Raw genomic sequence first — 24663 nt, forward strand, 5'->3', positions numbered from 1 at the left:
TGCTATGTTCCTAAAACATTGTCTTAAAGTTGTTCAATAAGTCTTTGTAAATCTTCCTGCGAACGCGGTATCGTAATATTTTTCTCAAATAGTTTTTTGTGTTGTAAGGCCAACGCCATTTCAAAGACCCATGGCCGTTCAAGGTGGGCCTGTTCAAGTAAATCCTCTTGATAAAACAGGGCTACTGGATCGCCGTTATAAATAATCTTCCCGGCCACCATAACGATAATTTGATCTGCCCATTCATAAGCGAGTGAAATGTCATGGGTTGCTAGTAAAATGGTTCTGTCACCATCTTCTAATTTGGCTAGGTATTGTAAAACTTGTGCAGCATAATAATTATCGAGCCCTGCAGTTGGCTCATCTAATAATAATACGGATGGTTCCATTGCTAAAACACCTGCCATGGCCACACGTTTTTTCTGCCCTACACTCAAAAAATGAATCGGTTTATCAAGCAATGCTGCAATTTCAGTTTGTACAACGGCCCATGCTATTTTTTCTTCAATTTTTTCAGCGGCCCAACCAAGATTAAGTGGCCCAAATGCAATATCCTGCTTCACTGTCCCAGAAAAAAGCTGATTATCGGCATCCTGAAACACAATACCAACCTGTTGCCGTAATGCCTTTAATTCTTTTCTGCTATAGTGAATTTCTTTGCCGCAAAATGCTATACTACCAGCGGTTGGTTTCAAAATGCCATTTAGATGCTGAAATAACGTTGATTTTCCTGCACCATTATGTCCAAGTAATGCAATCTTTTTGCCTTTTGGAATTTGAAGGGTAATATCGGTTAAAGCATAGGTTCCATCTGCGTAAACGTAGGATAATTGTTTTAGTTCAAAATATAAATCTGTCGTCATGTGAAAAAACCTCCATAAATGATGAGGAATATAAAAATAACAGCAATACCTAGCCAGTTTTTCATGCTAGGGGTAAAATTCTCTTGCCAATAGACTGTTTCACCACCGCGTGCCTGCATTGCATTGTTGAGCTCACGACTTCGTTGGAACATCTCTGCGAATAACGCTGCAATTAGCATTGAAATTGAGCGTAACCATTGCATCGGGGAACGGTAACCTAATCGAGCCTGCTGGGCAAGATGAATTTTTTGCATACTGTCTAAAAAAATAAAAATAAAACGATACGTTAATTCTACTAATTCAACAAATAGAACGGGAAGCCGCCATTGTCGTAGAACATAGCAAATAGATTGTACCGATGTCGTAAGAATTAAAAAATACAGACAGCTAATACTGCCAAGGACGATGAAAAAAAGCTGCTGCGCTGTTTCGATGCTCGCACTGCCAATAAAAATTATCCAACCACCTTTGAGTGAGTATGACCAAAAGTGTGTAGGAAGTGTGCTAGGTGAAGGCACAATAGAAAATAAAATGGATACTAAACTAGTAAGTAAAAAGAATCCTGGTAGTAGTAATAACTTGGCAAAATACATAATGGGAATTTTTGCACCTACAATGATAAAAGCACTCATCACAATAAATGTAATGAGTGAAATTTGTTCATCTCTCATGATAAGCGACAGTAGTAGAAGACCAAGGGAAAGCGTCATTTTTTCTAGCGGATGAACAGATGCTAGCTTATTCATATAAGCATACTTATCAATGAGGAGCATCGCTTAACCTTCTTTATGTTTGCCACGCATGTAGCCGATGAAATAGCCTATAAAACTAGCACCAAGTGCGGCTTGAAGAACGAATAACAAGCTCTCAATTTCACCACTTGGTGGCTCCCAAAAACTTTCGAACCACGGCTCGTATTCGGCATTAATTTCACCAATTGCTGCTTCCGCTTCGCCGTCTGCTCCACCAAATTCTGCACCTTTTTGTACAAATAGCGGAATGATTGCCAATAGTACAACAATTGCTAATAGTAGTAAGTTTTTTTTCATGTTAATGTGCCTCCTTAGCTGAGAAAACACGTAAAGCTTTTAATTCACTGATATTATATTTTTTCAAGAAATTCATAATGATGACAGTTAAAATACCTTCACTAATTGCGAGAGGAATTTGCGTTAATGCGAAAATACCTGCGAATTTAGTAAATGAAGCCATAAATCCGCCTACTTCTGATGGGAAGGCCAGTGCAAGTTGAACAGAAGTCACAACATATGTACCTAAATCACCAAGCATTGCTGCAAAAAATACCGCCAGTGAAAAAGATAGACCGATTTTTTGAGCACCTTTAAAAACGAAGTAGGCGATGAATGGCCCCGCTACAGCCATCGAAAAAGCATTTGCGCCTAATGTTGTAATACCGCCATGAGCTAAGAGTAAAGATTGGAATAATAAGACGATCGTTCCAATGACGCTCATCGCTAATGGACCAAATAATACAGTTCCGAGGCCAACACCAGTTGGGTGCGAACAACTTCCTGTAACCGATGGAATTTTCAGTGCTGATAAAACGAATGCAAAAGCACCTGAAAGACCGAGAATCATTTTTGTTTCAGGGTTTTCATCGATTGTTTTACGGATCGAACGTAATCCTAAAATAATAAATGGGATCGAGACGACCCACCAGAAAATCGCCCATTCAATTGGCAAAAATCCTTCCATGATGTGCATGGCAAATGCTCGATTTGGCACGAGTAAAAATGCCAGTAAGAAATAACTAAGCTTCCAACAAGAAAATTTCAAAATGGCTCCTCCTTAAAATAAAATGTCGAATGTAGCGTGCGCAATAAAAAAAAGCACTTCTCCGATATAGGAAAAGTGCATAGCTGAAAAAGCAAATAGAATGTTAATCTGCCAAGCCGCACACCTATCCTCGTAGGTTGAAACGATCACGTGTTTTTCGGCAGGTCTCCTGGCTTTAGTTCGACATTTTATAGGCCTTCCCATCCTTTGGACAGTGACATTTATCTATAAAACTCCCTAGTACAGTGGCGGGACCGCGCCGGACTTGAACCGGCTTCCCTTTTAAGCGAAATGTAGACACTTCGCACCGAAAAAGATGAAGTTGTGAGATTTCACGACAAAGTGTAACATAATTTTCCATAAATAAGCTATCTCTTTTTATTAAAATTTTTTTAATTGAGCTTCAATATAGAAAATTATGATAAATTAAAGGGCAAAACCACATTTTTGCCTGAAATATTTGTTGAAATTTTACTAAAAATTTCACAAATTAAAAAAGAATTGTTGAAATTTATAAATAATAAGCTATGATAGAAACAGTTTTCTATTACGTTTTATACAATTAAAATTTCATATAAATACATCTATAAGTGCTCGATAGTATTCGAGATAATAGGGAAATCGGTGTGAATCCGATACAGCCCCCGCTACTGTAATAGCTGATGAAATCGTAAAAGCCACTAGTATAACTGGGAAGGTGCGAAAGTAAGAAGAAGCTTAAGTCAGGAAACCTGCTTAGTTGATGGCATGCAAACTTTTCGGAGGGAGAAGTTGAAGCGAGAGCGAGTACCTATATATTCGTTTTTATTTGGCTTCTACAAGACCTTTACTCTTCGTTTAGAGTGAAGGTCTTTTCTTTTTCCTAAAAGCAAATGAGGGGAGCAACACAATGACAACTTGGAACTTAGAAGGAATGAAAACGCATCTTTTTATTTGCAATGGCAGTAGCTGTATGAAAAAAGATGGCGAGGAAATTACCCAAGCAATACGTGATGAAATACAGGTACAAGCACTCGATAAGGAAATACATACGACAAGAACACGCTGTAACGGCAGGTGTAAGGATGCTTGTGTTGTCATCGCTTATCCACAAGGAAATTGGTATCGTGTGCCAACGACAGAGCATGCGAGGGCGCTCGTGCAAGACTTACACCACGAGACTTTACATAGTGAACATGTGTTCACACTTCGTGAAGGTACGTTACAGCGTACAGCACAAACAACAGCTATAAAAGGTATTGAAAAGGTGAAAGAGGGGTAACGAAATGGCGCAAAAAGGTAAGATTTTTGTTGTGGGCTTTGGCCCCGGTGATTTTAAACATATTACAACGCGAGCTGTGGAGGCGTTACAACAGAGTGATTTTATCATCGGCTATAAAACGTATGTTGAGCTCATTCAAGATTTAGTGACGGCCAAGTCGATTGTTAGTACAGGAATGACCGAAGAAGTTTCCAGAGCGCAGGAAGCTGTGCGGCAGGCAGAGGCAGGTAATATCGTGTCTGTCATTTCCAGTGGTGACTCAGGTGTGTACGGGATGGCTGGGCTTGTCTATGAGGTATTGATTGAGCTTGGTTGGACAGAAGCAACAGGTGTTGAAGTAGAGATTGTTCCTGGTATTTCTGCTATTAATTCATGTGCGAGTTTACTAGGTGCGCCGATTATGCATGACTCCTGCACAATTAGTTTAAGTGACCATTTAACGCCATGGAATCTAATTGCCAAACGTGTGGAAGCTGCAGCGATGGCCGATTTTGTGATTGCACTTTACAACCCGAAAAGTGGTCGACGTACACGTCAAATCGTAGAAGCACAACGCATTTTACTAGAATACCGATCTCCAGATACCCCAGTGGGACTCGTGAAAAGTGCCTATCGTGATCGCCAGGAAATTACCATGACAACATTAGCTGAGATGCTTGAACATGATATTGGGATGCTCACAACGGTCATTATCGGAAATTCATCTACATTTTTCTATGACAATAAAATGATTACACCACGTGGCTACCAACGTAAATATACACTTGGAGAAGAAAAACAGCCACTACGTCCACATCAGCGTCTGAAAGAAGAAAATGAACCATGGGCGATGAATCAACAAACAGGAACAGCGCGTGCTGATTTTGAGGCTGACCCGAATGCAGGACGTAGCAAGCCCAGTATAGCGATAACGCCTATGGCAACGCTAAAAAAATCATCACTTGAAATGGCTGCAACAGCTCTTGCAATGGTAAAGGGCACAAGTGCAGGGCATGCAACACCTAAGCTTGTACAACAAAAAATTGAAACCATTTTTGAATTAGCCGTAAGTCCAGGGGTGGCCAATAAGTTTTTCACGCCGCAGCAAATGACGGCGTTAGCACAAGTTGTCGGAGAAGAAGGAACGATGGAATATACACCTGATCATCAAATCCATTTGAAAATTCCAACGGCAGAACCCGATAAGATAACAACAAAATTACGTGAAGTGGGTTTTTTGTTAGCCCCTATTGGTGATGTACTGTCATTAAAAGCATGTGATTTTTGTTATGGAGAGAAAGCAGATTCTATTCCATATGCTGAGGAAATTCAAGAAAAGCTAGGTGGTTTGTCTTTACCCAAAACGCTAAACATCGGCTTTAACGGCTGTGGTATGGCATGCTACCGTGCAGTGTTTGATGATATTGGTATCGTCTATCGTAAAAGTAAATTTGATGTCTTTATCGGCGCTAAACCAGTTGGGCGTACAGCGCATGCTGCACAACCTGTTGTAGAAGGCTTAGAACCTGAACAACTTATGCCACTTATTACAGACATTATTGAAGAGTACAAAGCTAACGCGCACCCAAATGAGCGCTTGTTTAAATATTTCAAACGTGTGAAAAAAATATTGCATTTTACGTATCAAGATATGTCTTCAAAAATAAAAGTAGAGCCAGCTCCGTGCGGCGATTAGTGAGGAGAAAAGAGATGAAAGCTATTTTATTTGTTGGCCATGGTAGCCGTTTAGCAGCAGGAAATAATGAGGTACGCACATTTATTGAGCAAATGACTCCTCGGATTGATGACAGCTTTTTAGTAGAAACTTGCTTCCTTGAGTTTGCTTCGCCAAACATTGAAGAAGGCATTACGAATTGCGTGAAGAAGGGTGCTACAGAAGTACATGTAATTCCAATCATTTTACTGCATGCTGGACATTCCAAAATGCATATCCCGGCAGAAATTGAGCATGCGCGTGAACACTATCCAAATATCACGTTCACATATGCTCAAACAATTGGTATTCATGATGAAATTTTTGCCATTCTGGAAGATCGTCTAGCAGAAATCGGCTTCAATGCACAACAAGAAGAACCTAAAGATACCGCGATTCTTTTAATTGCTCGTGGTGGTAGTGATCCTTATGCCAACGGTGATTTTTATAAAATTACTCGTTTACTTTGGGAAAAGCTCCCTGTACCTTACGTGGAAAGTGCCTTTATGGGCGTAACAGATCCACGTGTTGAAGAAGGAATTGAGCGTTGTGTGAAGTTGGGGGCGAAAAAAATTATTATGTTGCCGTACTTTTTATTTACAGGCATCCTAATGGAACGTATGCATGGCATGTGCCAGCAATTTAACGAAAAATATCCTGACTGTGATATTGAAATTGCTAATTATTTTGGCTATCATGAGCGCCTACAAAATGTGCTATTAGAGCGCATAGAGCAAGCTGTGAATGGTACATCTACTGGCATGCAAGATTTAGAAAATTACCGTGCTTATGCTGCGGTACATGGTCATGCACATCACCATCACCATCATGATCATGATCACGGACATGACCACGATCACGACCATGACCACCACCATCACCATGAAGAGGAGTCAGTAAAATGATTTTCATGTTAGCGGGGACGAGTGATGCAAGGAATCTAGCACTAGAATTGCAGTCTGCTGGACATAAAGTGACTGCGACCGTGGTCACTGATTCAGCGGCTTCAAGTCTTACAGAAGTTGGTCTTCCACATTTAGTTGGCCGTTTGACGGCTGACGAAATGGCGACGATTTTAATAGAAAAGGGCTATCAACTTGTTGTAGATGCCTCACACCCATTTGCCGAAGAGGCTTCTAAAAATGCGATGGCAGCAGCTGAAAAAGCAGGTGTACTCTATATTCGCTATGAACGTGCCCATGAGCACTACGCACATCCTCTCATCACAGTTGTTAAAGATTATGAGCAAGCGGCGCAACTAGCAGCAAAAAAACGCGGTGTCATTATGTTGACTACAGGCAGTAAAACGCTAGCGACGTTTACCAAAGTATTGCATGGTCTAGAAAATACGCGGGTTATTGCGCGGATGCTTCCTCGCCTTGATAATATGGAAAAATGTGAGGCACTTGGTGTGGCTCAAAGAGATATTGTTGCCATCCAAGGACCATTTTCAAAAGAATTAAACGAAGCACTTTTCCGTCAATATGACGTCACTTTGATGATTACAAAAGAAAGCGGAAAAGTTGGTTCAGTTGATGAAAAGCTTGAGGCTGCACTTGCTTGTGGCATTGAAACGATTTTAATTGCTCGACCAAATATACAATACGGCCAACAGTATTCCAAGTTTGAGGATGTACTGCAAGCTGTTCAAAACATACTCTAGGAGGCAATACAAATGGATTTTAAAACAGATTTCAAACCATTAACAGTAGACCCAGATAAAATTTATGATTATAGTTTCGCAATTATTGCAGAGGAAATGGGTGAACATAACTTTACAGAAGATGAGTGGAAAGTTGTTCGTCGAATTATTCATGCATCTGCTGATTTTGAGTTAGGTCGTAGTGTCATCATTACGCCAGGAGCATTAGAAGCAGGGGTAAAGTCGATCCTTGCAGGTCGTCACGTGATTGCAGACGTACAAATGATTGAAAGTGGTTCAGGGAAAAAACGTTTCCAAAAGCATGGCGGGGATTTACATTGCTATATCGCAGATGAAGATGTTTCAATCGAAGCGAAAAAACAAAATACAACACGTGCTATTATTTCAATGCAAAAGGCTACAAAATTACACGAAGGCGGTATTTATGCCATTGGCAATGCACCGACAGCATTACTTGAGTTAATTCGCTTGATTAAAGAAGGTTTAGCTAAACCGGATTTAATTATCGGTATGCCAGTTGGCTTCGTATCAGCGGCTGAGTCCAAAGAGGAGCTATTAAAGCTAGAAGGTATTCCGTATATTACAAATGTTGGCCGTAAAGGCGGTAGTACAGTGACGGTAGCCGCATTGAATGCCATTTCGATTTTAGCGGACGAACAGGCGAAAAAGTAATGGAGCGGAAGCCAAAAAAGGATCCCAAGGACATGCGCCACGGTTATACAACGGGAGCCTGTGCAACTGCTGTTTCAAAAGCTGCATTACTAGCATTGATTACAAATGAAGAACAGGAAACGAGCACCATCCATTTACCAATAGGGCGTGATGCAACGTTTACAATCGAAAAATGTACATTTGCTAGTAACACTGTAAGCTGTGAAACGATAAAAGATGCCGGTGATGATCCTGATGCTACACATAAGGCGCTCATTATTGGCACAGTAAGCTGGGCTGATACACCAGGTATTCATTTAGATGGAGGAATTGGAGTCGGGCGAGTGACAAAGCCCGGCTTACCAGTTGCTGTCGGGGAAGCTGCTATTAACCCTGTACCGCGCAAGATGATACATAGTACTGTACAGAGTGTACTTGATGAGTTTCATATAGAACGTGGCGTGAATGTCGTTATTTCCGTACCAGAGGGTGAGGAAATTGCAAAAAAAACGTTAAATGGAAGACTCGGCATTATCGGAGGCATTTCCATTTTAGGCACAAGGGGAACCGTCGTGCCTTTTTCGAGTTCAGCGTATATGGCAAGTATTGTCCAAGCCATCAGTGTGGCAAAGGCTGCTGGGTGTGAACATGTAGTGGTGACCACAGGTGGACGCAGTGAAAAGTATGCAATGGCACAGTATCCTGAATTGCCAGAGGAAGCATTTATAGAAATGGGTGATTTTGTCGGATTTACGTTAAAACATTGTAAACGGCTTGGCATCAGGCAAGTATCACTCGTTGGGATGATGGGGAAGTTTTCAAAGGTTGCACAGGGTGTCATGATGGTGCATTCAAAAAGTGCTGCTATTGACTTTAATTTTTTAGCGCAATTGGCAGCAGATATTGGTGCAGATGAGGACACAATTACCGAAGTAAGAGAAGCCAATACCGCTTCACAAGTTGGTGAAATTATGGCGGATAAAGGCTATGATGACTTCTTTCATCATTTATGTGAGGCATGTTGCTATTCATCGATACACCATACAAGGGGCGGTTTGACGCTCTCCACATCGATTTACTCGATGAAGGGACAATTATTAGGAAGGGCTGATGACATTGCATCGATCGATGAAATTAATTGGGATCGGGGATAATGGACAAGAAAGCTTATTGCCACAGTACATGCAGTGGATTGAAAACTGTGAAGTACTCGTTGGAGGTGAGCGTGTCCTTGATTTTTTCCCGAGCTTTACAGGAGAAAAAGTTGTCATTAAGGGTGGTCTTTCAACGCTTGTTGAAAGGTTAGCGGCAGAAACACGAAGAACAGTTATTTTAGCGTCGGGTGATCCATTATTCTATGGCATCGGTGGTTATTTAGTGAAAAAACTAGAAATCGAGGTTTATCCATATATGAGCTCGGTGCAACTTGCGTTTTCAAAAATGGGCGAGAGTTGGCAGGATGCCTATGTAGCAAGTATTCACGGCCGACCAATGAAGGGCTTAGCACAGCGCATTGACGGCAAAAAGAAAGTAGCGCTACTTACTGACGCTGAAAATAACCCAAATGCATTGGCACGTTATCTGAAGCATTTTGGTATGACGGAATACCGAGTGTTTGTTGCAGAAAATTTACAAGGTAATGAAGAAAAATACGGCTGGTATTCTCTTGATGAATTAGAAACAGCTGAATTTTCTACGTTGAATGTTGTCATTTTACAGCAAACATCAGCACCCAAACGCTATTCACTAGGTATTGATGATGAAGAATTTTCGCAACGTAAGCCAGATAAAGGGCTTATTACGAAAAAGGAAATTCGTGTGTTAAGTCTACAGGCTATGCAGTTACAAAAAGATAGCATCATTTGGGACGTTGGCACTTGTACAGGGTCAATGGCTATTGAGGCTGGCAAACTGTCACCAGAGGGGCAAATATTTGCGGTGGAAAAAAATGCACCCGATTTAGAGAACTGCATGCAAAACCAGCAGAAATTCCGTGTAGATATGACGGCTATTCATAGTAAAGCACCGAATGGACTAGAAAATTTCCCGGATCCAGATGCGATTTTTATTGGTGGTACAGGTGGCGAAATGGTGGAACTTTTACAGATGTGCTGTTCACGTTTGAAGCCTAATGGTCGCATCGTCTTAAATGCAGCAACGATAGAAAATTTATATAAGGCGGTTGAAGCGTTTAAAGCTTGTGGCTTTGCTGTCGATATTTTGCAGGCGCAATTGGCACGTAGTAAGCCGATTTTAGATATGACCCGTTTTGTCCCATTAAATCCGATTTATATTATTTCGGCACATCGAAAGGAAGAAAATCATGAGTAATCTTGGTATTTTATATGGCTTAGGTGTAGGCCCTGGCGATCCAGAGTTAATTACAGTAAAGGCATTCCGTGTCATTCAGGAGTCGCCGGTTATTGCCTATCCGAAAAAAATGAAGGGCAGTAAAAGTTATGCGCATCGTATTGTAGATGTGTACATTAACCCAGAAGAGAAAGATATGCTTGGTCTCGTGTTCCCAATGACAAAAGATGAGGCTGTGTTAGAACGAGAATGGACAAAATCCGTGGAACTTGTCTATGGTAAGCTGCAAGAGGGCAAGGACGTCGCGTTTGTGACAGAAGGGGACCCCTTATTATATAGTACATTCATCCATATGATGAAGCTTATGCAAGATAGGCATCCAGAGGTGGAAATTCGTACAGTGCCTGGTATTTCTTCATTTAATGGCTCAGCGTCGCGACTAGGTATTGCCCTAGCAGATGGTGATGATCGTGTGGCGATTATTCCAGCACATGACAATTACGGTGCTATGCGTGAAGCAATTGAAAATCATGATGCGGTTGTTTTCATTAAAGTTGCAAAGGTTATGGATTTAATGCTGGAGGTACTGCGCGATTTAGATTTACTTGATAAGGCATCGGTTGTGACCAAAGTAACGTCTGACGAAGAAATCATTTGGGATGTTCAAGATTTAGAAGGCGTCGCTTTAGAATATTTAACATTAATGGTGGTGCGTAAATAATGAAGAAAATTTTTATTGTCGGTGCTGGCCCTGGTGATCCGGATTTAATTACGGTGAAGGGTTTACAGATGTTACAAACAGCGGACGTTGTCATGTATACAGATTCCCTAGTAAATGAAGATCTAATTGCAAAAGCAAAACCTGATGCAGAAGTTATTCGTACAGCAGGTATGCATTTAGAGGAAATGGTTGCGGTAATGGTAGAGCGTGTCAATGCGGGCAAAGTAGTAGCACGCATGCATACAGGTGACCCTGCCATGTATGGTGCCATTATGGAACAAGTAGCACTTTTAAAAAAAGAAGGCATAGGTTACGAAGTCATTCCTGGTGTTAGCTCAGTATTTGCAGCTGCTGCGGCAATCGGTGCGGAACTTACAATCCCAGATTTAACGCAAACGCTTATTTTAACACGTGCTGAAGGGCGCACACCTGTACCAGAGTTTGAAAAGTTACGTGCTTTAGCTAGCCATCATTGTACGATTGCGCTATTCTTAAGTGCAACTTTAACTAAGAAAATTATCAAAGAATTGCAAAATGCAGGATGGGCGGACGATACACCGGTGGCAGTGATTCAACGTGCTTCTTGGCCAGATCAAAAAATTGTGCGCACGACATTAGTTGAACTAGATGAAGCGATGCGTGTTAATGGCATTCGTAAACATGCAATGATTTTAGCGGGCTGGGCATTAGACCCGAATATTCATGATAAAGATGAATACCGTTCGAAATTATATGATGCGACCTTTACGCACGGCTTCCGAAAAGGTGTGAAGACAAGTGATTAAATTGCAAGAGGGCGTTTTACCAGAAGTTGCTCAACGTAATCCTTATGCGGTTGTGGCGATTACCAAGCACGGTGTACAAATTGGACGTAGACTACAACAAACCTTTGCGCAGAGTGATTTATATTATATGAGTAAATTTGAGCAAGGCGACGAAGCAGAGAAGCATATTCAGCTGTTTTCTGGTACCGTGCGATTGCTATTGCCTACATTATTCAAGCAGTATAAAGGCTTAATTTTAATCATTTCACTTGGTGCGGTTGTACGCATGATTGCGCCAATTTTACAGGATAAGAAGACAGACCCTGGTGTTGTAGTCATTGATGATCGTGGGGAAAATGTCATTAGTGTACTATCAGGTCATTTAGGTGGTGCCAATGAGCTTACTCATGAAGTTGCAGCGGCCCTTGGTGCAAATCCAATTATTACAACGGCTTCGGATGTCCAAAAAACAATTCCTGTTGATTTATTTGGCGCACGCTTTGGTTGGGTGTGGGACAGTGCAGACAAGCTTACGCCAGTAAGTGCCTCTGTTGTTAACGAGGAGCATGTCGCAATCGTACAAGAAACTGGTGAACGTGATTGGTGGATGCGTGATACCCCTATGCCAGAGCAAATCAAAATATATCCATCGACGCAAACCGCGATAGAGGCGAAACCTCATGCAACGTTATGGATTACTGATCGCATCATTGAACCGGAGGAAGAAGTGCTTCTTGAGAATGGCGTGATTTATCGTCCAAAATCGATTGTGCTAGGTATGGGCTGCAATCGTGATACGTCACTTGAAGAAATCGAACAAGTTATTGATGAAACACTCGCAGAATTAAAATTATCGAAAAAAAGTGTCAAAGCTCTTTGTACGATTGATTTAAAAAAAGACGAACAATGCTTCATTGATGTGACAAAGAAATATGACTGGGAGTTCATCACATATACACCAGCACAATTAAACGAAATCAATTTCCCATCACCGTCTGAAACGGTATTTAAATATACAGGTGCATACGGCGTCAGTGAGCCGGCTGCTATGCGCTTTGCACAAGTAGAATCGCTCGTGCTACCAAAGAAAAAATCAGGGAACGCAACAATTTCTGTAGCGAGATTAACATTTTAAGGAGGGAGCCTATGCAAACGAATCGCTTTGTACTTGCTGGAACTGGTAGTGGTGTTGGTAAAACGACGTTTACAATTGGTCTAATGAAGGCATTACAGGAAAAGGGGAAAATCGTACAGGGCTTTAAATGTGGTCCCGATTATATAGACCCTAGCTATCATACAGCGGTGACTGGACGTGTGTCGCGTAATATCGATAGTTGGATGTTTTCGCATGATGCCGTGCGTGATATTGTGGCACGTGCCAGTATGGATGCAGATGTTTCGATTATTGAGGGTGTTATGGGTTTCTATGATGGTAAAAGCCCATTATCTGATGCAGGATCAGCCGCAGATGTAAGTGTCATTACCGAAAGTCCGGTTATTTTAATCGTCAATTGCGCAAGTATGGCTCGAAGTGTGGCAGCAGTTGTAAAGGGCTTCCAAATGCTATCTGATAAACCGAATATTGTGGGCGTCATCGCGAACCAAGTCGGAAGTGTCGGTCACTACGAAATTGCCAAAGCGGCGATTGAGCAGGAATGTGGTATTCCTGTCATTGGTTATTTAAAACGCGAAGCAGGCATTGATATTCCAAGTCGACATTTAGGGTTAATTCCTGCTATAGAGCGTGGTGAGCTTGCTTCGTTTTTTGATAAGCTAGGCGCTTTAATGGCCGAAACGATCGATTTAGAGATATTGCTTGAATTAACAAAGGCACCTGTTCTAGAAGAAACAGGTGATTTATTTGAACAGCACGAAGATCAACATATTCATATTGCCGTGGCAAAGGATGCTGCATTCAACTTTTATTACGAAGAAAATCTGACCCTCCTGCGCGCAAAAGGGGCTACGCTAAAATTTTTCTCACCTTTAGCCAATGAGCCTGTACCAGTTGAGGCTGACGGTCTATATATTGGTGGGGGCTTTCCAGAGGAATTTGCCGATACACTCGCAGGCAATACCATAGCAAAACAGTCAATTTGTGAGGCCATTAACAAGGGTTTACCAACTTTAGCTGAATGCGGCGGTTTCATGTATTTGACACAAGCCATTACGAATAGTAATGGCGAACGCTATGACATGCTTGGTATTATTCCAGGTGAGGTAGCAATGCAAACAAAGCTTGCGGCGCTTGGCTATCGTGAAATTACCGGCAAGAAAGCAAACTTTTTAATCGGTGAAGAGGAAGAAGCAAAGGGACATGAATTCCATTATTCACAATATAGCGGTACACATGAAACGCCTGCCTATGAAACAAAAGGGCGCTTTGGCACAAAACAAGAGGGTTATCAGGCAAGCAATTTAGTCGCTGGCTATACGCATTTTCATTTTGTATCCAATCCAAAGCTTGTCGAAAACTGGTTGGCAGCTTGTAAGAAGGTGAAAAATTTTGACTAATTACTTTCCAATTCATATAAATATCGAATATAAAACGGTAGTAATTGTTGGAGGAGGACATGTTGCAACGCAGAAGGTGGCGTCTTTGTTACCGGCTAAAGCCAATGTAGTAGTTGTAAGCCCAACATTGCACGAAACATTACTGCCTCTAGCAGAATCTGGTCAAATCACATGGCGTGACAAGGTATTTGAACCGCGTGATTTAGATGATGCATCGCTCATCATTGCGGCAACAAATGATACTACCGTGAATGAAGCCGTACAGGAAGCGGCTCAACATTGGCAACTATTAAATCGAGCAGATGCACAAGGCGAAAGTAATTTTATTACACCAGCTACTATACGCCGTGGCCCTCTTGTATTAACAGTTTCAACATCAGGTGCAAGTCCCTCTTTAGCTCGTAAAATAAAGGAAGATTTAGCCGAGCAATTTGATGCAGTCTATGAAGACTACGTATGCTTTTTACAGCAGGCACGATTAATGGTTGTTGCTAAGTTTGAAAAGGGCGATAAACGACGGGCAGTGCTGCAAGCATTACTTGAGCCAAACTTACTAGAGTGGACTCGTAGTGGAGAGATTGATAGACGTGAAGCTTATTTACAACAATTATTGACGGGAGAATCGCCATGAAGGACGGAATAGTGTATTTAGTAGGAGCTGGTCCTGGAGATCCAAAGCTCATCACGGTGTATGGGCTTGAATGCATTCAAAAGGCTGATGTCATTGCATATGATCGTCTTGTAAACCCAAAATTGTTAGAATCTGCAAAGCCGGATGCTGAACTAGTATACTGCGGTAAATTGCCTGGTAAGCACCATCTTATTCAAGATGAAATCAATGAGCTCCTTGTCCGAAGGGCACAAGAAGGCAAAATCGTAACCCGCTTAAAAGGTGGCGATCCATTCGTCTTTGGTCGCGGAGCAGAGGAAGCCGAAATATTAAAAAATCATGGCATTGCTTATGAAGTAGTGCCAGGTATTACGGCAGGAATTGCAGCACCAGCTTATGCAGGAATACCTGTAACGCACCGAGATTTTGCCACAAGCTTTGCGCTTGTAACAGGACATGGTCGTGAAGAAAAAGGCCAAGACTTTTTAAATTGGCCAGCACTGGCAACAGGAATAGATACAGTAGCATTTTATATGAGCGTTGGTAATATTGCCTACATCTCGAGAAAATTAATCGACAATGGACGTAAAGCAACTACGCCAGTAGCTGTTATTGAGTGGGGAACGACCGACAAACAGCGCACAATCACAGGGCAACTAGATGAAATTGCTGACATTATTGAACGTGAGGGCTATCATAATCCTTCCATGATTGTTGTAGGGGATGTTGTCAATGTCCGCGACAACATTCAGTGGTTCGAAGAGCAAGGTCTCTCTTTAACATGATTCAGTCAAAGTCACCTACCTCAACATAGGGTGCTATGAACGGAAGTTAAGTAAGTAAGTAAGTAAGTAAGTAAGTAAGTAAGTAAGTAAGTAAGTAAGTAAGTAAGTAAGTTGTTGTTTAAGCCACTGACTTAAAGAAAACCCTCCGGCAAAGATCATTGATTTATGGCGATAACAAAGCGACAGAGATAGGCACCGGAGTGTAGCGGAAATAAGGGGGAACAATCATGACAGTCATCGAAGCGTTAAGAAATCGACGAGCAATTCGAAATTATACACCACAGCCTGTTGAACAAGAGAAAATCGAACAAATTTTGCAAGCAGCTACTTTTGCACCTAATGACCGTATGCGTGAGCCTTGGCATTTTTTTGTGATACAAGATGAAGCCATGAAGCGCTATGAAGAAATGGCTAATACTTATTTACAGGAACGTTTTCCAACAAAGCCAAACCTAGTAGAAAGCTCATTAAAAGTAGTACAAACAACGCCTGTTGCAATTGTTGTGACAGCAGATATTGTAGAAGGTGATGCAGATGCAACACAAGACAATGTCTTTGCAGTTTGCAGTGCCATTATGTCCATGTGGTTAGCAGCTGAAGAACAAGGACTAGGATTTGTATGGCGTACACGAGGCGTTGGACTTGTCCATGATGCACGTATGCATACATTTATCGGTGCGAGTGACAGTCAAAAGGTAGTAGGGACAATATTCATTGGCTATCCGGAAGAGCAGGAGCTAAAAGACAAAAAGCGTACGCCATTTGAAGAAAAAACAACGTGGCTTTAAGGGGGCATGAAGCATGGCTAGAAAAGGCTTGTTTTTAGTATACACAGGTGAGGGCAAGGGCAAAACGACAGCTTCACTTGGTGTGACGTTACGTGCAGTTGGTCGTGGTTTAAACGTGAGATTTATGCAATTCATTAAATCACCAGAGCGCACGTATGGCGAGCAAATCGCCCTTCGAAAGCTTGGCGTGGAAATGGAACAAATGGGCATAGGCTTTACTTGGACAAAAACGCCAGAGGAGCATCGCGCGGCTCTTGCAAAAGCTTGGAAAAAAACAAAGGCTGCTTTGCAAGACGACAGCATTGATTTACTTGTACTAGATGAGTTAAACAATGCGTTGGCTATTACCAAGTTTCCGATTGATGATGTGCTGCCATTAGCTGAAGTCATCGAAGCGATTAAACAGCGACCTACAACGATGCACCTTGTAATAACGGGGCGTAGTGCAAATCCAGCGCTTATTGCAATGGCGGATTTAGTATCAACAATTGATGCGACAAAGCATTATTATGACGAGGGTATCCCAGCAGTTAAGGGACTTGAATTCTAATTAGATGTCCAGAGCGGTTTGTCACATCTAGAGGTGTTACGAGAAATAGGAGGTTTATGTTTTATTCAGACGGTGTTGAGATACTGCCTGAATAAATAAACTTTCTGTAAAAGTGATGGGAGGAAAGAGTGTGCCAGCAAAATCAATTATGATTCAAGGAACAGCTTCTGATGTCGGAAAAAGCATGATTTGCACAGCCTTATGCCGTATTTTTTCTGATGCGGGGCTAAAGGTAGTACCCTTTAAGTCTCAAAATATGGCGCTTAATTCATTTGTGACGGTGGATGGTGGTGAAATCGGCCGTGCGCAAGGTGTACAAGCAGAAGCTGCGCGTGTTATTGCTACAACTGACATGAATCCTATTTTATTAAAACCAAAGCAGGATATGGTGTCTGAGGTCATTGTACATGGCAAGCATTTTTTGAACATGGACGCGAAAAGTTACCGCAATAAATTTGTGCAGGAGGCGATGCCCATCGTTGAAAAATCTGTACGAACATTACAAAATACATATGATGTGATTGTGCTTGAAGGTGCAGGTAGCCCAGCAGAAATCAATTTAAAGGATCGCGATATCGCGAATATGCGTATGGCTCACTTAGCTGATGCTGCAGTTGTTTTAGTTGCAGATATTGATCGTGGTGGTGTGTTTGCGTCAATTATCGGGACATTAGCATTGCTCGATGATGCCGAACGTGCGCGCGTGAAAGGGCTAATTATTAATAAATTCAGAGGGTTGCGTGAGTTACTCGATGATGGTATTGAATGGGTGGAACGTGAGACAGGCATACCTGTGTTAGGTGTCGTGCCATATGTAGATGTCAATATTGAGGCAGAGGACTCACTTGCATTATCGTCATTACGCTTCAAAAAGCCAAAGCCAGGAGAATTTTTGGTGGATATTGCCATGATCCGTTTGCCGCGAATTTCGAATTTTACAGATGTAGATCCCTTTTTTGATGAACCAGAAGTGGGTGTGCGATTAATTGGCAATGTTGCAGAGCTTGGTACTCCTGATTTACTAATACTCCCAGGTACAAAAAGCACGATGGATGATTTAGCATGGTTAAAGGCACAAGGTTTTGATCGAGCTATTGCCAACTTACGTGCACGTGGTACCAAAATTATTGGTATTTGCGGTGGCTTCCAAATGCTTGGTGAAACGCTACTTGACCCTGACACTGTAGAAGGGAATGGTGATCCCGCACAAGGCTTAGGACTACTGCCTATGGAAACCGTTTTTGTAGGGGATAAAAAGACTGTACAAATGACTGGTACACGCGGTAATGATACATTCACAGGCTATGAAATACACCTTGGGCGCACAAAAATTTTGCGTGATGAGGTATCACCATTTTTGCAGTTAGTAGATGGTCGTGTGGACGGAGCAGTGAGTGCGGATGAGCAAGTTATCGGCACATATTTCCACGGTTTGTTCCATAATCGTACCTTTACTCGACAGCTAGTCAACGACATACGTGTGGAAAAAGGCCTTGCTGCGCTACCTAGTGATGTGAAAAGCGATGCAGAGCGTAGAGAAGATGCTTATAACATGCTTGCTACCCATGTACGGGCCAATTTAGATATGGAAAAAATATATGACATGTTGAATATAGAGGTAAGCGTATGACACGAAAAGGGCCGTTAGCCATTAATTATGAGGCATTATGGCAAGAGGGTATGAAGGATTGGCAAGGGCAAATGCCTGAGCGAATGGTGAATGATCATTTAGAAGAACAGTTTTGGTCGCAATCGATAGCACGCAAAAACACTGGACAAACAGACCCCTATGCGGCACAGATCTTTGCAGAAATTAAGGGAAGTATTCAGCCAGAACACTCAGTCCTTGAAATCGGACCTGGTTGGGGTAATTATACGTTTCCACTTGCTGATTATGTTCGAGAGCTTACCTGTGTTGACAGTTCAGCAAGTATTCTCACGTACTTACAAAGTTGCTTACAACATGAGGAACATGTTTCTTATGTCCATGCAAAATGGGAAGAGCTTGGTGAAAATGACATTCAAACACATGATATTGTAATCGGTGTGAATTGTTTTTACCGCATGTATGAAATCAAAGCGGCATTAAAACATATGAATCGTCTTGCTAAAAAGCGTGCAATTATCGGGATGACGACAGGTCCGATTCAACCGCATTACGAACTATTACATACCAAATATGGCTATGATATCAAGTTCCCACGAAGAGATTATATTGAGTTTTTGAATTTGTTATATGAAATGGATATTTATGCAGAATGCAAAATAATACCGCTGAAACGCGTATATGAATATGATACGTATGAGCAACTTGTTACAACACAGAGTAAAAAAATATTGAATACTGATGTTAAAAGAGCACATATCGAGGATTCTCTCGCACCGTTTATAGAAGAAAAGGATGGTTGTTATTACTACCGTCATGACTTCCATGCTGCACTTGTATCTTGGGAGCCAAAATAAAGTGAAACTTCAATCCATGGGGGTTATCTTCATCCCCCACGGATTGTTAGTTCAACCAATCGGGCTTTTACGGTTAGTTGATCGCCCACCTAGTTGACTCGTTCTCATCTATCAACTTGAGGTGGGCGTCTTACTGACTGTTAATGCGAGATAAAGGAAAAACCTTTGGGAAGCTTGTCACCAAAGGTTTTTCTTATTTTCAGCAATAAGGTACAATAGAACGACAGAAAAAGAATTGAGGTGGCATATGTGCAACTACATTTTTTAGGGACAGGCGCAGGCATGCCTTCGAAAGAGCGCAATACGAGTGCTCTAATGGTCAAGCTTCTAGATGAAATTGGTGAGATGTGGCTTTTTGATTGTGGAGAAGCGACACAGCATCAAATATTGCATTCATCCTTAAAGCCACGTAAAGTTACGAAAATTTTCATCACCCATTTACATGGCGATCATATTTTTGGCCTACCAGGATTTCTAAGTTCTCGCTCCTTTCAAGGAGGAGATGAGCCATTAACGATTTTTGGACCAGCAGGGTTACAGCAATGGGTGGAGCAGACATTTGCATTGTCAAAAACACATTTAACGTATCCACTACAATTTGTAGAAGTACAGGAAGGTGTCATTTACGAGGACGCACACTTTACTGTACGAGCCGGTGAATTACGTCATGTAGTTCCATGTTTTGGTTACCGCATAGAACAAAAGGAATTACCGGGAGAATTGCTTATGGAGAAAGTCCAAGCTTTAGGCGTTCCAAAGGGTCCACTGCTCGGACAGTTAAAGAGGGGGCACGATATTGAGCTTGAAAATGGCACAATGATTAAAGCAACTGATGTTGTAGCACCTCCGAAAAAAGGCTTCACACTTACTATTTTAGGTGATACAAAGTACTGTGAAGAAGCGGTATTGTTGGCGGAGCATGCAGATATTGTGATTCACGAAGCGACCTTTGATGGAGATACAGTGGGATTGGCTGCAAACTATGGACATTCTACAAATGTGGAGGCAGCTATGGTTGCTAGTCGAGCAAAAGTGAAATTTTTACTACTCAACCATTTGAGTGCACGATTTTTGCCGCATGATTTACCAATTTTCCTAGCACAAGCCCAAGAAATTTTTCCGCAAACTGTCCTAACCTCCGATCAGATGGTGTTCACTTGGAGTAATGATGAGTTACTTTAATATATTTTATTTTGCTAAAATTGTAGTATCTCTTTTATAAGTCGAGTGAGTGAAAAACACTTTTTTATAGGTATAGGTTCGGGATTTTACCGTATCTATACCTATTTTATTTGGAATGGAACTTACCTTACAGTTGATTGTCAGTTTATAATTTGTAGTCAACCATTAGTTGTATGCTAAAGAGTTAGACTCAACATTTAAGCGATTTAATTGAAATCCGATTTCTGCATTTAAATTTTTTTTGACGTGTTGCTTTATTATGGTTAGCGCTCACCAAAAATTCTACTTAAAACTCAATTGTTTCTTCAGGAAAACGGCTTTGTTTTTTCTCTTTTCGTACTTTTAGAATTTGAGGTATGAAAATTCCGAATAAAATACAAACAATTCCAATCCACTGTAAAGGGGATACCACTTCATGAACAAGTGTAATAGAAGCGATAACTGCTGTTGGGAGTTCGACAGCTCCTAAAATTGTTCCAAGACCTGTCCCTACCTTTGGTACACCGATGGAAAAACAAATGACTGGTACAACTACACCAAAGAAGCCAAGGATTAAAGCATATTTCCATAATCCGGCCTGCAATGTACCATCAATCAAATATGTCGGTGGAAATATTAAGCAAACGAAGAGTGTAGCACTCGTTGTCATAAGAAAGCTTTTTGAGTAGATTGGAACATCAGTAGAAACACGTCCACTTGCAAATATATATAAGGAAAAAGTTATAGCTGCTAATAACCCAAAGGTGATTCCTTTTATAGATAATTCTTGTCCTATTCCATCAAATATACCTCCAGCAAATATCGTTCCTATAAATAAGATGAGGATGGATAATAACTTTTCTCGACTTGGAAAAGTTTTGTTAGCAATTGCTTCAATAAGCACGCCCATCCAAGTGAATTGAAATAATAGAACAATAGCAATAGATGCAGGTAATTCTTTTACAGAAAGCCCATAAAAAATACTGGTTAAACTCATTGTCATCCCAACAGCCAATAAAGAGAATACATTTTTTAGGGTTACTTTATAGCGAGAGAAGAACATAACGAGTAATAATAATCCAAACCAGCCAAATACATATTGTCCACCTAAAAGTGCAGGAAAAGAAAATCCATTTAAAAAACCAATTTTAAGGATGGAAGAAAGAATCCCATAGCTACAGGCACCTAATAAAACGATTAATGAAAACTTTAATTTATTCAAAAAAAACCCTCCAAAAAAATAAAAAACCCCGCCGTCTATTAGTAGACGACGGGCGAATGAAACAGAGTTAATACTCTACAAAATTTCGCCACTCACAAGTTAGTGTGAGTTTGCGTATCAAATTATGAAAATTGTAAACAAAAGTTACAAAGGTGTCAACTACTATATTTATGTAGACAAGTGGAAGTAGGAGATAGTTGGTCGGCACTCTATGAGAAATATAGTGCGTTTAATAGATGATTTACGTATAATTAAGTAAAAGGGGTGTGGTTGTATGGATCAACAAAAAATGCCACCAGCTGTATTACGTTTACTTGTTATTTTTCCAAACGTGCTGAGCTATTTATTATTAGGCGGACTTATTATTTATGTTACGACAAACTATGAAATACTGAAGTCAACAGAAAGCTTGAAAGTATGGCTAATCTTCATTGTAGTCCTTGCACCAGCAGCTGCTTTTACTACATATAGTATTGTCAAGAAAATTCGTGCCGGCCATATGTAACATCCAAATGTATTCAACACACGTCATGGTAGATCCGAATGGCGTGTGTTTTTTTATTAGCCTAATAACGAATGATTGACAGCATGAAAGAAGTCATCTATATTTTTGTTAGTCATAACTAACATTTAGGAGGTCATACTTTGAGAAAAAATACCGCAGACAAAATTTTAGCGTCAGCACTTGCATTGATGACCGAACGTGGTTACAACAATGTTTCTGTGAAAGAAATTGCCTTAACAGCAGGTGTCAGTGAGATGACTGTTTTTCGTCATTTTGATACAAAGATGGGGATATTACATTCACTTATTCAAACGTATTCTTACATTCCGTACTTCGAACATTTCTTTTTACATGAATTGACTGGCCATTTAAAAAATGATTTGCAGCAAATTGCTCACAGCTATTTAACGTTTATGGAGAAAAATAAACCTATTTTTCTTATTGCCATTCAAGATCGAAGCATATTACCAGAGTTAATAGATATAATTTCTGATAATAATACACGTCAACTACAAAATTTACTGGCCAGCTATTTTCAAAAATCAATCGAATTGGGGCACATGAAGAAGGAAATCGATACAAAAGGGCAAGCGATTGTTTTTTTAACGGGATTGTTTGGCTTTTTCGTGTCGAATGCGATTTGGGAGAACCATTTTCTAAAAGATCAGCAAGAAAATTTTGTTCAAGATACAGTAGAAGTTTTTATGAAGGGAGTGCAAGCATAGTTTTATTTTTTAAAAAAATGTTAGTTATCACTAACTAACTAAGGGAGGAAAAGATGAAAAACATAACGGCAAGTAAGAAAATTTTAGTCGGCGCTATTTTACTAGCGGCTGCGTTTGTTTCAATTTTAAACCAGACCTTATTATTAATTGCGATGCCACCAATCATGCATGATTTTCACATTGATGCGAATCTAGCGCAGTGGTTAACAACCGTCTATTTATTGACAAATGGGATCCTAATACCAATTACTGCTTTTTTAATCGGGCGTTTCTCAAACCGTCTATTATTAATGTCTGCACTTAGCTTATTTAGCATAGGTACGATATTAGGCGCATTTGCACCATCCTTTACCGTATTACTTGTAGCGCGAGTGATACAGGCTGCAGGGGCTGGGATTATTATGCCTTTAATGCAGACAGTTTTATTGTTCATGTACCCAAAAGAGCAACGAGGTTCGGTGATGGGGCTTGCGGGGCTCGTTACTGGATTTGCTCCAGCAGTGGGTCCAACTTTAGCGGGCTGGGTTATTGAGCATTTTACGTGGCGGCATTTATTTTATATGGTATTTCCTGCGTCAATAGCTGTGTTGTTACTTGTTGTTTTATTTATGAGGAATGTAACACCTCAAAAAAATGGTCAGCTAGATAGTCTTTCTATCGCGTTATCTTCTCTAGGATGGGGAGGGTTACTATATGGCTTTAGTTTAGCTGGGACAGTTGGTTTTACTGATGCACAAGTGTTTGTTCCATTAGGGGTTGGAGGTATAGCTCTTTATGTATTTATTAAAAGACAGCTTGCGTTAGCAAATCCTATGCTTGAGTTTCGTGTTTTTCAATCGAAGACCTTTACAATTAGCACAATTTTATCCAGTTTAGTATATGCGTTAATGATTGGCACGCAAATATTATTAACATTTTACATTCAAAATGTACGCGGTCTTTCTGCACTTGAAACGGGGCTAGTTCTATTTACGGGAGCTCTAGTAATGGGCTTTATGTCTCCTGTGACGGGTAAAATTTTCGATAAAATTGGTGGAAAGGAATTGGCGATTGTCGGGTTTTCTCTTATTGTGCTTGCTACAAGCATGTTAGTAACAGTAACTATGAATACAGCCCTATGGTTGTTGGCACTGCTATTTACATTTATTTCTTTAGGCATTGCGATGATTATGATGCCACTTACTACTGCTGGTATAAATGCTCTACCTACTAATTTAATGGCTCATGGAACTGCCATGAATAGCACATTAAGTATGGTAGGGGGAGCCATTGTAACGGCTTTGCTTGTTACTGTAATGAGTACCGTCATAACATTTAGAGAGCAGGATGTACTAGAGGTAGCGATGTTACAAGGAATCCAGATTGCCTTTATTACAGCCACTTTACTAAGTATTTGTGGGCTAGTATTGTCATTCTTTATAGTCCAAGAATAATCGTTCAAGCATTTAATTATGAAATGGATCGTGTCAAATAAAATGTTGTAGAAAAATCCTTTGGCAGTTATTTTGCGCCAGGCTATGGTTTAATAGCTGAAATTAGTGCACAATTTATATCTTATTGACCCAAAAATAGGCGACTTCTTGTTCACATATGAACAGGTAGTCGCCTTATTATTTT

At 40.7% G+C, this 24663-nt stretch carries 26 protein-coding genes and 2 riboswitches; of the genes, 21 read left to right on the forward strand and 5 right to left on the reverse strand.

Going from position 1 to position 24663, the window contains the following annotated elements; all coding sequences use genetic code 11:
- Nucleotides 1-23: 23 nt before the first annotated feature.
- From ACOMCU_RS09660 to ACOMCU_RS09675, 4 genes are read right to left on the reverse strand one after another with little or no spacing between them, the layout of a single operon-like run.
- The gene (locus ACOMCU_RS09660) at nucleotides 24-863 is read right to left on the reverse strand and encodes an energy-coupling factor ABC transporter ATP-binding protein (RefSeq protein WP_010859682.1); all 840 of its coding nucleotides are present in this window, start codon (nucleotides 861-863) and stop codon (nucleotides 24-26) included.
- Complete coding sequence (gene cbiQ / locus ACOMCU_RS09665) at nucleotides 860-1636, reverse strand: cobalt ECF transporter T component CbiQ (RefSeq protein ID WP_421050048.1); 777 nt, start codon at nucleotides 1634-1636, stop codon at nucleotides 860-862. Before cbiQ ends, ACOMCU_RS09660 begins: the two co-directional genes overlap by 4 nt.
- A 3-nt stretch (nucleotides 1637-1639) precedes the next feature.
- Complete coding sequence (locus ACOMCU_RS09670) at nucleotides 1640-1912, reverse strand: energy-coupling factor ABC transporter substrate-binding protein (protein ID WP_010859680.1); 273 nt, start codon at nucleotides 1910-1912, stop codon at nucleotides 1640-1642.
- A gap of 1 nt (nucleotide 1913) precedes the next feature.
- On the reverse strand, nucleotides 1914-2660 hold the full coding sequence (locus ACOMCU_RS09675) for an energy-coupling factor ABC transporter permease (RefSeq protein WP_036130297.1): 747 nt from the start codon (nucleotides 2658-2660) through the stop codon (nucleotides 1914-1916).
- Between the two features lie 141 nt (nucleotides 2661-2801).
- A riboswitch (cobalamin riboswitch) is annotated at nucleotides 2802-2987 on the reverse strand.
- Nucleotides 2988-3231: 244 nt separating this feature from the next.
- A riboswitch (cobalamin riboswitch) is annotated at nucleotides 3232-3414 on the forward strand.
- Nucleotides 3415-3549: 135 nt separating this feature from the next.
- Here ACOMCU_RS09675 and ACOMCU_RS09680 point away from each other — a divergent pair.
- From ACOMCU_RS09680 to rnz, 18 genes are all read left to right on the forward strand, one after another.
- Nucleotides 3550-3921: a (2Fe-2S) ferredoxin domain-containing protein gene (locus tag ACOMCU_RS09680; protein WP_010859678.1), complete on the forward strand. Its 372-nt coding sequence runs from the start codon at nucleotides 3550-3552 to the stop codon at nucleotides 3919-3921.
- Nucleotides 3922-3925: 4 nt separating this feature from the next.
- Complete coding sequence (cobJ, locus tag ACOMCU_RS09685; protein ID WP_010859677.1) at nucleotides 3926-5596, forward strand: precorrin-3B C(17)-methyltransferase; 1671 nt, start codon at nucleotides 3926-3928, stop codon at nucleotides 5594-5596.
- 14 nt (nucleotides 5597-5610) lie between these two features.
- Entirely contained in the window at nucleotides 5611-6519 is a 909-nt protein-coding gene (locus ACOMCU_RS09690) for a sirohydrochlorin chelatase (protein WP_421050049.1), read from the forward strand.
- A complete protein-coding gene (gene cobK / locus ACOMCU_RS09695) occupies nucleotides 6516-7277 on the forward strand; it encodes a precorrin-6A reductase (RefSeq protein ID WP_010859675.1) in 762 nt (253 codons plus the stop codon). Before ACOMCU_RS09690 ends, cobK begins: the two co-directional genes overlap by 4 nt.
- A 12-nt stretch (nucleotides 7278-7289) precedes the next feature.
- Nucleotides 7290-7949: a precorrin-8X methylmutase gene (locus ACOMCU_RS09700; RefSeq protein ID WP_010859674.1), complete on the forward strand. Its 660-nt coding sequence runs from the start codon at nucleotides 7290-7292 to the stop codon at nucleotides 7947-7949.
- Entirely contained in the window at nucleotides 7949-9082 is a 1134-nt protein-coding gene (locus tag ACOMCU_RS09705; RefSeq protein WP_010859673.1) for a cobalt-precorrin-5B (C(1))-methyltransferase, read from the forward strand. Before ACOMCU_RS09700 ends, ACOMCU_RS09705 begins: the two co-directional genes overlap by 1 nt.
- Entirely contained in the window at nucleotides 9039-10259 is a 1221-nt protein-coding gene (locus ACOMCU_RS09710) for a bifunctional cobalt-precorrin-7 (C(5))-methyltransferase/cobalt-precorrin-6B (C(15))-methyltransferase (protein ID WP_010859672.1), read from the forward strand. Before ACOMCU_RS09705 ends, ACOMCU_RS09710 begins: the two co-directional genes overlap by 44 nt.
- The gene (cobI, locus tag ACOMCU_RS09715; RefSeq protein ID WP_010859671.1) at nucleotides 10252-10959 is read left to right on the forward strand and encodes a precorrin-2 C(20)-methyltransferase; all 708 of its coding nucleotides are present in this window, start codon (nucleotides 10252-10254) and stop codon (nucleotides 10957-10959) included. Before ACOMCU_RS09710 ends, cobI begins: the two co-directional genes overlap by 8 nt.
- The gene (cobM, locus tag ACOMCU_RS09720; RefSeq protein WP_010859670.1) at nucleotides 10959-11744 is read left to right on the forward strand and encodes a precorrin-4 C(11)-methyltransferase; all 786 of its coding nucleotides are present in this window, start codon (nucleotides 10959-10961) and stop codon (nucleotides 11742-11744) included. The genes cobI and cobM overlap by 1 nt, the downstream gene beginning before the upstream one ends.
- The gene (locus ACOMCU_RS09725) at nucleotides 11737-12858 is read left to right on the forward strand and encodes a cobalt-precorrin 5A hydrolase (RefSeq protein WP_421050050.1); all 1122 of its coding nucleotides are present in this window, start codon (nucleotides 11737-11739) and stop codon (nucleotides 12856-12858) included. The genes cobM and ACOMCU_RS09725 overlap by 8 nt, the downstream gene beginning before the upstream one ends.
- 11 nt (nucleotides 12859-12869) lie before the next feature.
- Nucleotides 12870-14237, forward strand: coding sequence for a cobyrinate a,c-diamide synthase (locus tag ACOMCU_RS09730; RefSeq protein ID WP_421050051.1), 1368 nt, complete (start codon nucleotides 12870-12872; stop codon nucleotides 14235-14237).
- The gene (locus tag ACOMCU_RS09735) at nucleotides 14230-14868 is read left to right on the forward strand and encodes a precorrin-2 dehydrogenase/sirohydrochlorin ferrochelatase family protein (protein ID WP_421050052.1); all 639 of its coding nucleotides are present in this window, start codon (nucleotides 14230-14232) and stop codon (nucleotides 14866-14868) included. The genes ACOMCU_RS09730 and ACOMCU_RS09735 overlap by 8 nt, the downstream gene beginning before the upstream one ends.
- Nucleotides 14865-15632, forward strand: coding sequence for a uroporphyrinogen-III C-methyltransferase (gene cobA / locus ACOMCU_RS09740; protein WP_421050053.1), 768 nt, complete (start codon nucleotides 14865-14867; stop codon nucleotides 15630-15632). Before ACOMCU_RS09735 ends, cobA begins: the two co-directional genes overlap by 4 nt.
- 227 nt (nucleotides 15633-15859) lie before the next feature.
- On the forward strand, nucleotides 15860-16420 hold the full coding sequence (locus ACOMCU_RS09745) for a nitroreductase family protein (RefSeq protein ID WP_010859665.1): 561 nt from the start codon (nucleotides 15860-15862) through the stop codon (nucleotides 16418-16420).
- A gap of 13 nt (nucleotides 16421-16433) precedes the next feature.
- A complete protein-coding gene (locus ACOMCU_RS09750) occupies nucleotides 16434-16970 on the forward strand; it encodes a cob(I)yrinic acid a,c-diamide adenosyltransferase (protein WP_421050054.1) in 537 nt (178 codons plus the stop codon).
- 130 nt (nucleotides 16971-17100) lie between these two features.
- A complete protein-coding gene (locus ACOMCU_RS09755) occupies nucleotides 17101-18600 on the forward strand; it encodes a cobyric acid synthase (protein WP_421050055.1) in 1500 nt (499 codons plus the stop codon).
- Nucleotides 18597-19433, forward strand: a complete 837-nt coding sequence (locus tag ACOMCU_RS09760) for a class I SAM-dependent methyltransferase (protein ID WP_421050056.1) — start codon at nucleotides 18597-18599, stop codon at nucleotides 19431-19433. The genes ACOMCU_RS09755 and ACOMCU_RS09760 overlap by 4 nt, the downstream gene beginning before the upstream one ends.
- Before the next feature lie 249 nt (nucleotides 19434-19682).
- Nucleotides 19683-20615 carry a ribonuclease Z gene (rnz, locus tag ACOMCU_RS09765; RefSeq protein WP_421050057.1) on the forward strand — a complete coding sequence of 311 codons (933 nt, stop codon included), beginning with the start codon at nucleotides 19683-19685 and terminating at the stop codon, nucleotides 20613-20615.
- A 286-nt stretch (nucleotides 20616-20901) separates the two neighbouring features.
- On the opposite strand, the gene ACOMCU_RS09770 is transcribed toward rnz, so the two are convergent.
- A complete protein-coding gene (locus tag ACOMCU_RS09770; RefSeq protein WP_010859659.1) occupies nucleotides 20902-21816 on the reverse strand; it encodes an EamA family transporter in 915 nt (304 codons plus the stop codon).
- 274 nt (nucleotides 21817-22090) lie between these two features.
- On the opposite strand from ACOMCU_RS09770, the gene ACOMCU_RS09775 reads away from it, so the two are divergent.
- From ACOMCU_RS09775 to ACOMCU_RS09785, 3 genes are all read left to right on the forward strand, one after another.
- Nucleotides 22091-22321, forward strand: a complete 231-nt coding sequence (locus ACOMCU_RS09775) for a hypothetical protein (protein ID WP_010859658.1) — start codon at nucleotides 22091-22093, stop codon at nucleotides 22319-22321.
- Nucleotides 22322-22461: 140 nt separating this feature from the next.
- Entirely contained in the window at nucleotides 22462-23046 is a 585-nt protein-coding gene (locus ACOMCU_RS09780; protein ID WP_421050058.1) for a TetR/AcrR family transcriptional regulator, read from the forward strand.
- A 53-nt stretch (nucleotides 23047-23099) separates the two neighbouring features.
- On the forward strand, nucleotides 23100-24479 hold the full coding sequence (locus ACOMCU_RS09785) for an MDR family MFS transporter (RefSeq protein WP_421050059.1): 1380 nt from the start codon (nucleotides 23100-23102) through the stop codon (nucleotides 24477-24479).
- The last annotated feature ends 184 nt before the right edge of the window (nucleotides 24480-24663 follow it).

The organism is Lysinibacillus sp. UGB7, from assembly GCF_049058285.1.
Classification (GTDB): Bacteria; Bacillota; Bacilli; order Bacillales_A; family Planococcaceae; genus Lysinibacillus; species Lysinibacillus sphaericus_B.

Excerpts from the sequence above, each read along its gene's own strand:
- ACOMCU_RS09660 (WP_010859682.1), bottom strand. The coding sequence starts at position 863 with ATGACGACAGATTTATATTTTGAACTAAAACAATTATCCTACGTTTAC.
- ACOMCU_RS09760 (WP_421050056.1), top strand. The coding sequence starts at position 18,597 with ATGACACGAAAAGGGCCGTTAGCCATTAATTATGAGGCATTATGGCAA.
- ACOMCU_RS09775 (WP_010859658.1), top strand. The coding sequence starts at position 22,091 with ATGGATCAACAAAAAATGCCACCAGCTGTATTACGTTTACTTGTTATT.
- ACOMCU_RS09670 (WP_010859680.1), bottom strand. The coding sequence starts at position 1,912 with ATGAAAAAAAACTTACTACTATTAGCAATTGTTGTACTATTGGCAATC.
- ACOMCU_RS09680 (WP_010859678.1), top strand. The coding sequence starts at position 3,550 with ATGACAACTTGGAACTTAGAAGGAATGAAAACGCATCTTTTTATTTGC.
- cobJ (WP_010859677.1), top strand. The coding sequence starts at position 3,926 with ATGGCGCAAAAAGGTAAGATTTTTGTTGTGGGCTTTGGCCCCGGTGAT.
- ACOMCU_RS09700 (WP_010859674.1), top strand. The coding sequence starts at position 7,290 with ATGGATTTTAAAACAGATTTCAAACCATTAACAGTAGACCCAGATAAA.
- cbiQ (WP_421050048.1), bottom strand. The coding sequence starts at position 1,636 with ATGCTCCTCATTGATAAGTATGCTTATATGAATAAGCTAGCATCTGTT.
- ACOMCU_RS09730 (WP_421050051.1), top strand. The coding sequence starts at position 12,870 with ATGCAAACGAATCGCTTTGTACTTGCTGGAACTGGTAGTGGTGTTGGT.
- ACOMCU_RS09690 (WP_421050049.1), top strand. The coding sequence starts at position 5,611 with ATGAAAGCTATTTTATTTGTTGGCCATGGTAGCCGTTTAGCAGCAGGA.
- ACOMCU_RS09705 (WP_010859673.1), top strand. The coding sequence starts at position 7,949 with ATGGAGCGGAAGCCAAAAAAGGATCCCAAGGACATGCGCCACGGTTAT.
- ACOMCU_RS09745 (WP_010859665.1), top strand. The coding sequence starts at position 15,860 with ATGACAGTCATCGAAGCGTTAAGAAATCGACGAGCAATTCGAAATTAT.
- ACOMCU_RS09710 (WP_010859672.1), top strand. The coding sequence starts at position 9,039 with ATGACATTGCATCGATCGATGAAATTAATTGGGATCGGGGATAATGGA.
- ACOMCU_RS09785 (WP_421050059.1), top strand. The coding sequence starts at position 23,100 with ATGAAAAACATAACGGCAAGTAAGAAAATTTTAGTCGGCGCTATTTTA.
- cobI (WP_010859671.1), top strand. The coding sequence starts at position 10,252 with ATGAGTAATCTTGGTATTTTATATGGCTTAGGTGTAGGCCCTGGCGAT.
- cobM (WP_010859670.1), top strand. The coding sequence starts at position 10,959 with ATGAAGAAAATTTTTATTGTCGGTGCTGGCCCTGGTGATCCGGATTTA.
- ACOMCU_RS09750 (WP_421050054.1), top strand. The coding sequence starts at position 16,434 with ATGGCTAGAAAAGGCTTGTTTTTAGTATACACAGGTGAGGGCAAGGGC.
- cobK (WP_010859675.1), top strand. The coding sequence starts at position 6,516 with ATGATTTTCATGTTAGCGGGGACGAGTGATGCAAGGAATCTAGCACTA.
- cobA (WP_421050053.1), top strand. The coding sequence starts at position 14,865 with ATGAAGGACGGAATAGTGTATTTAGTAGGAGCTGGTCCTGGAGATCCA.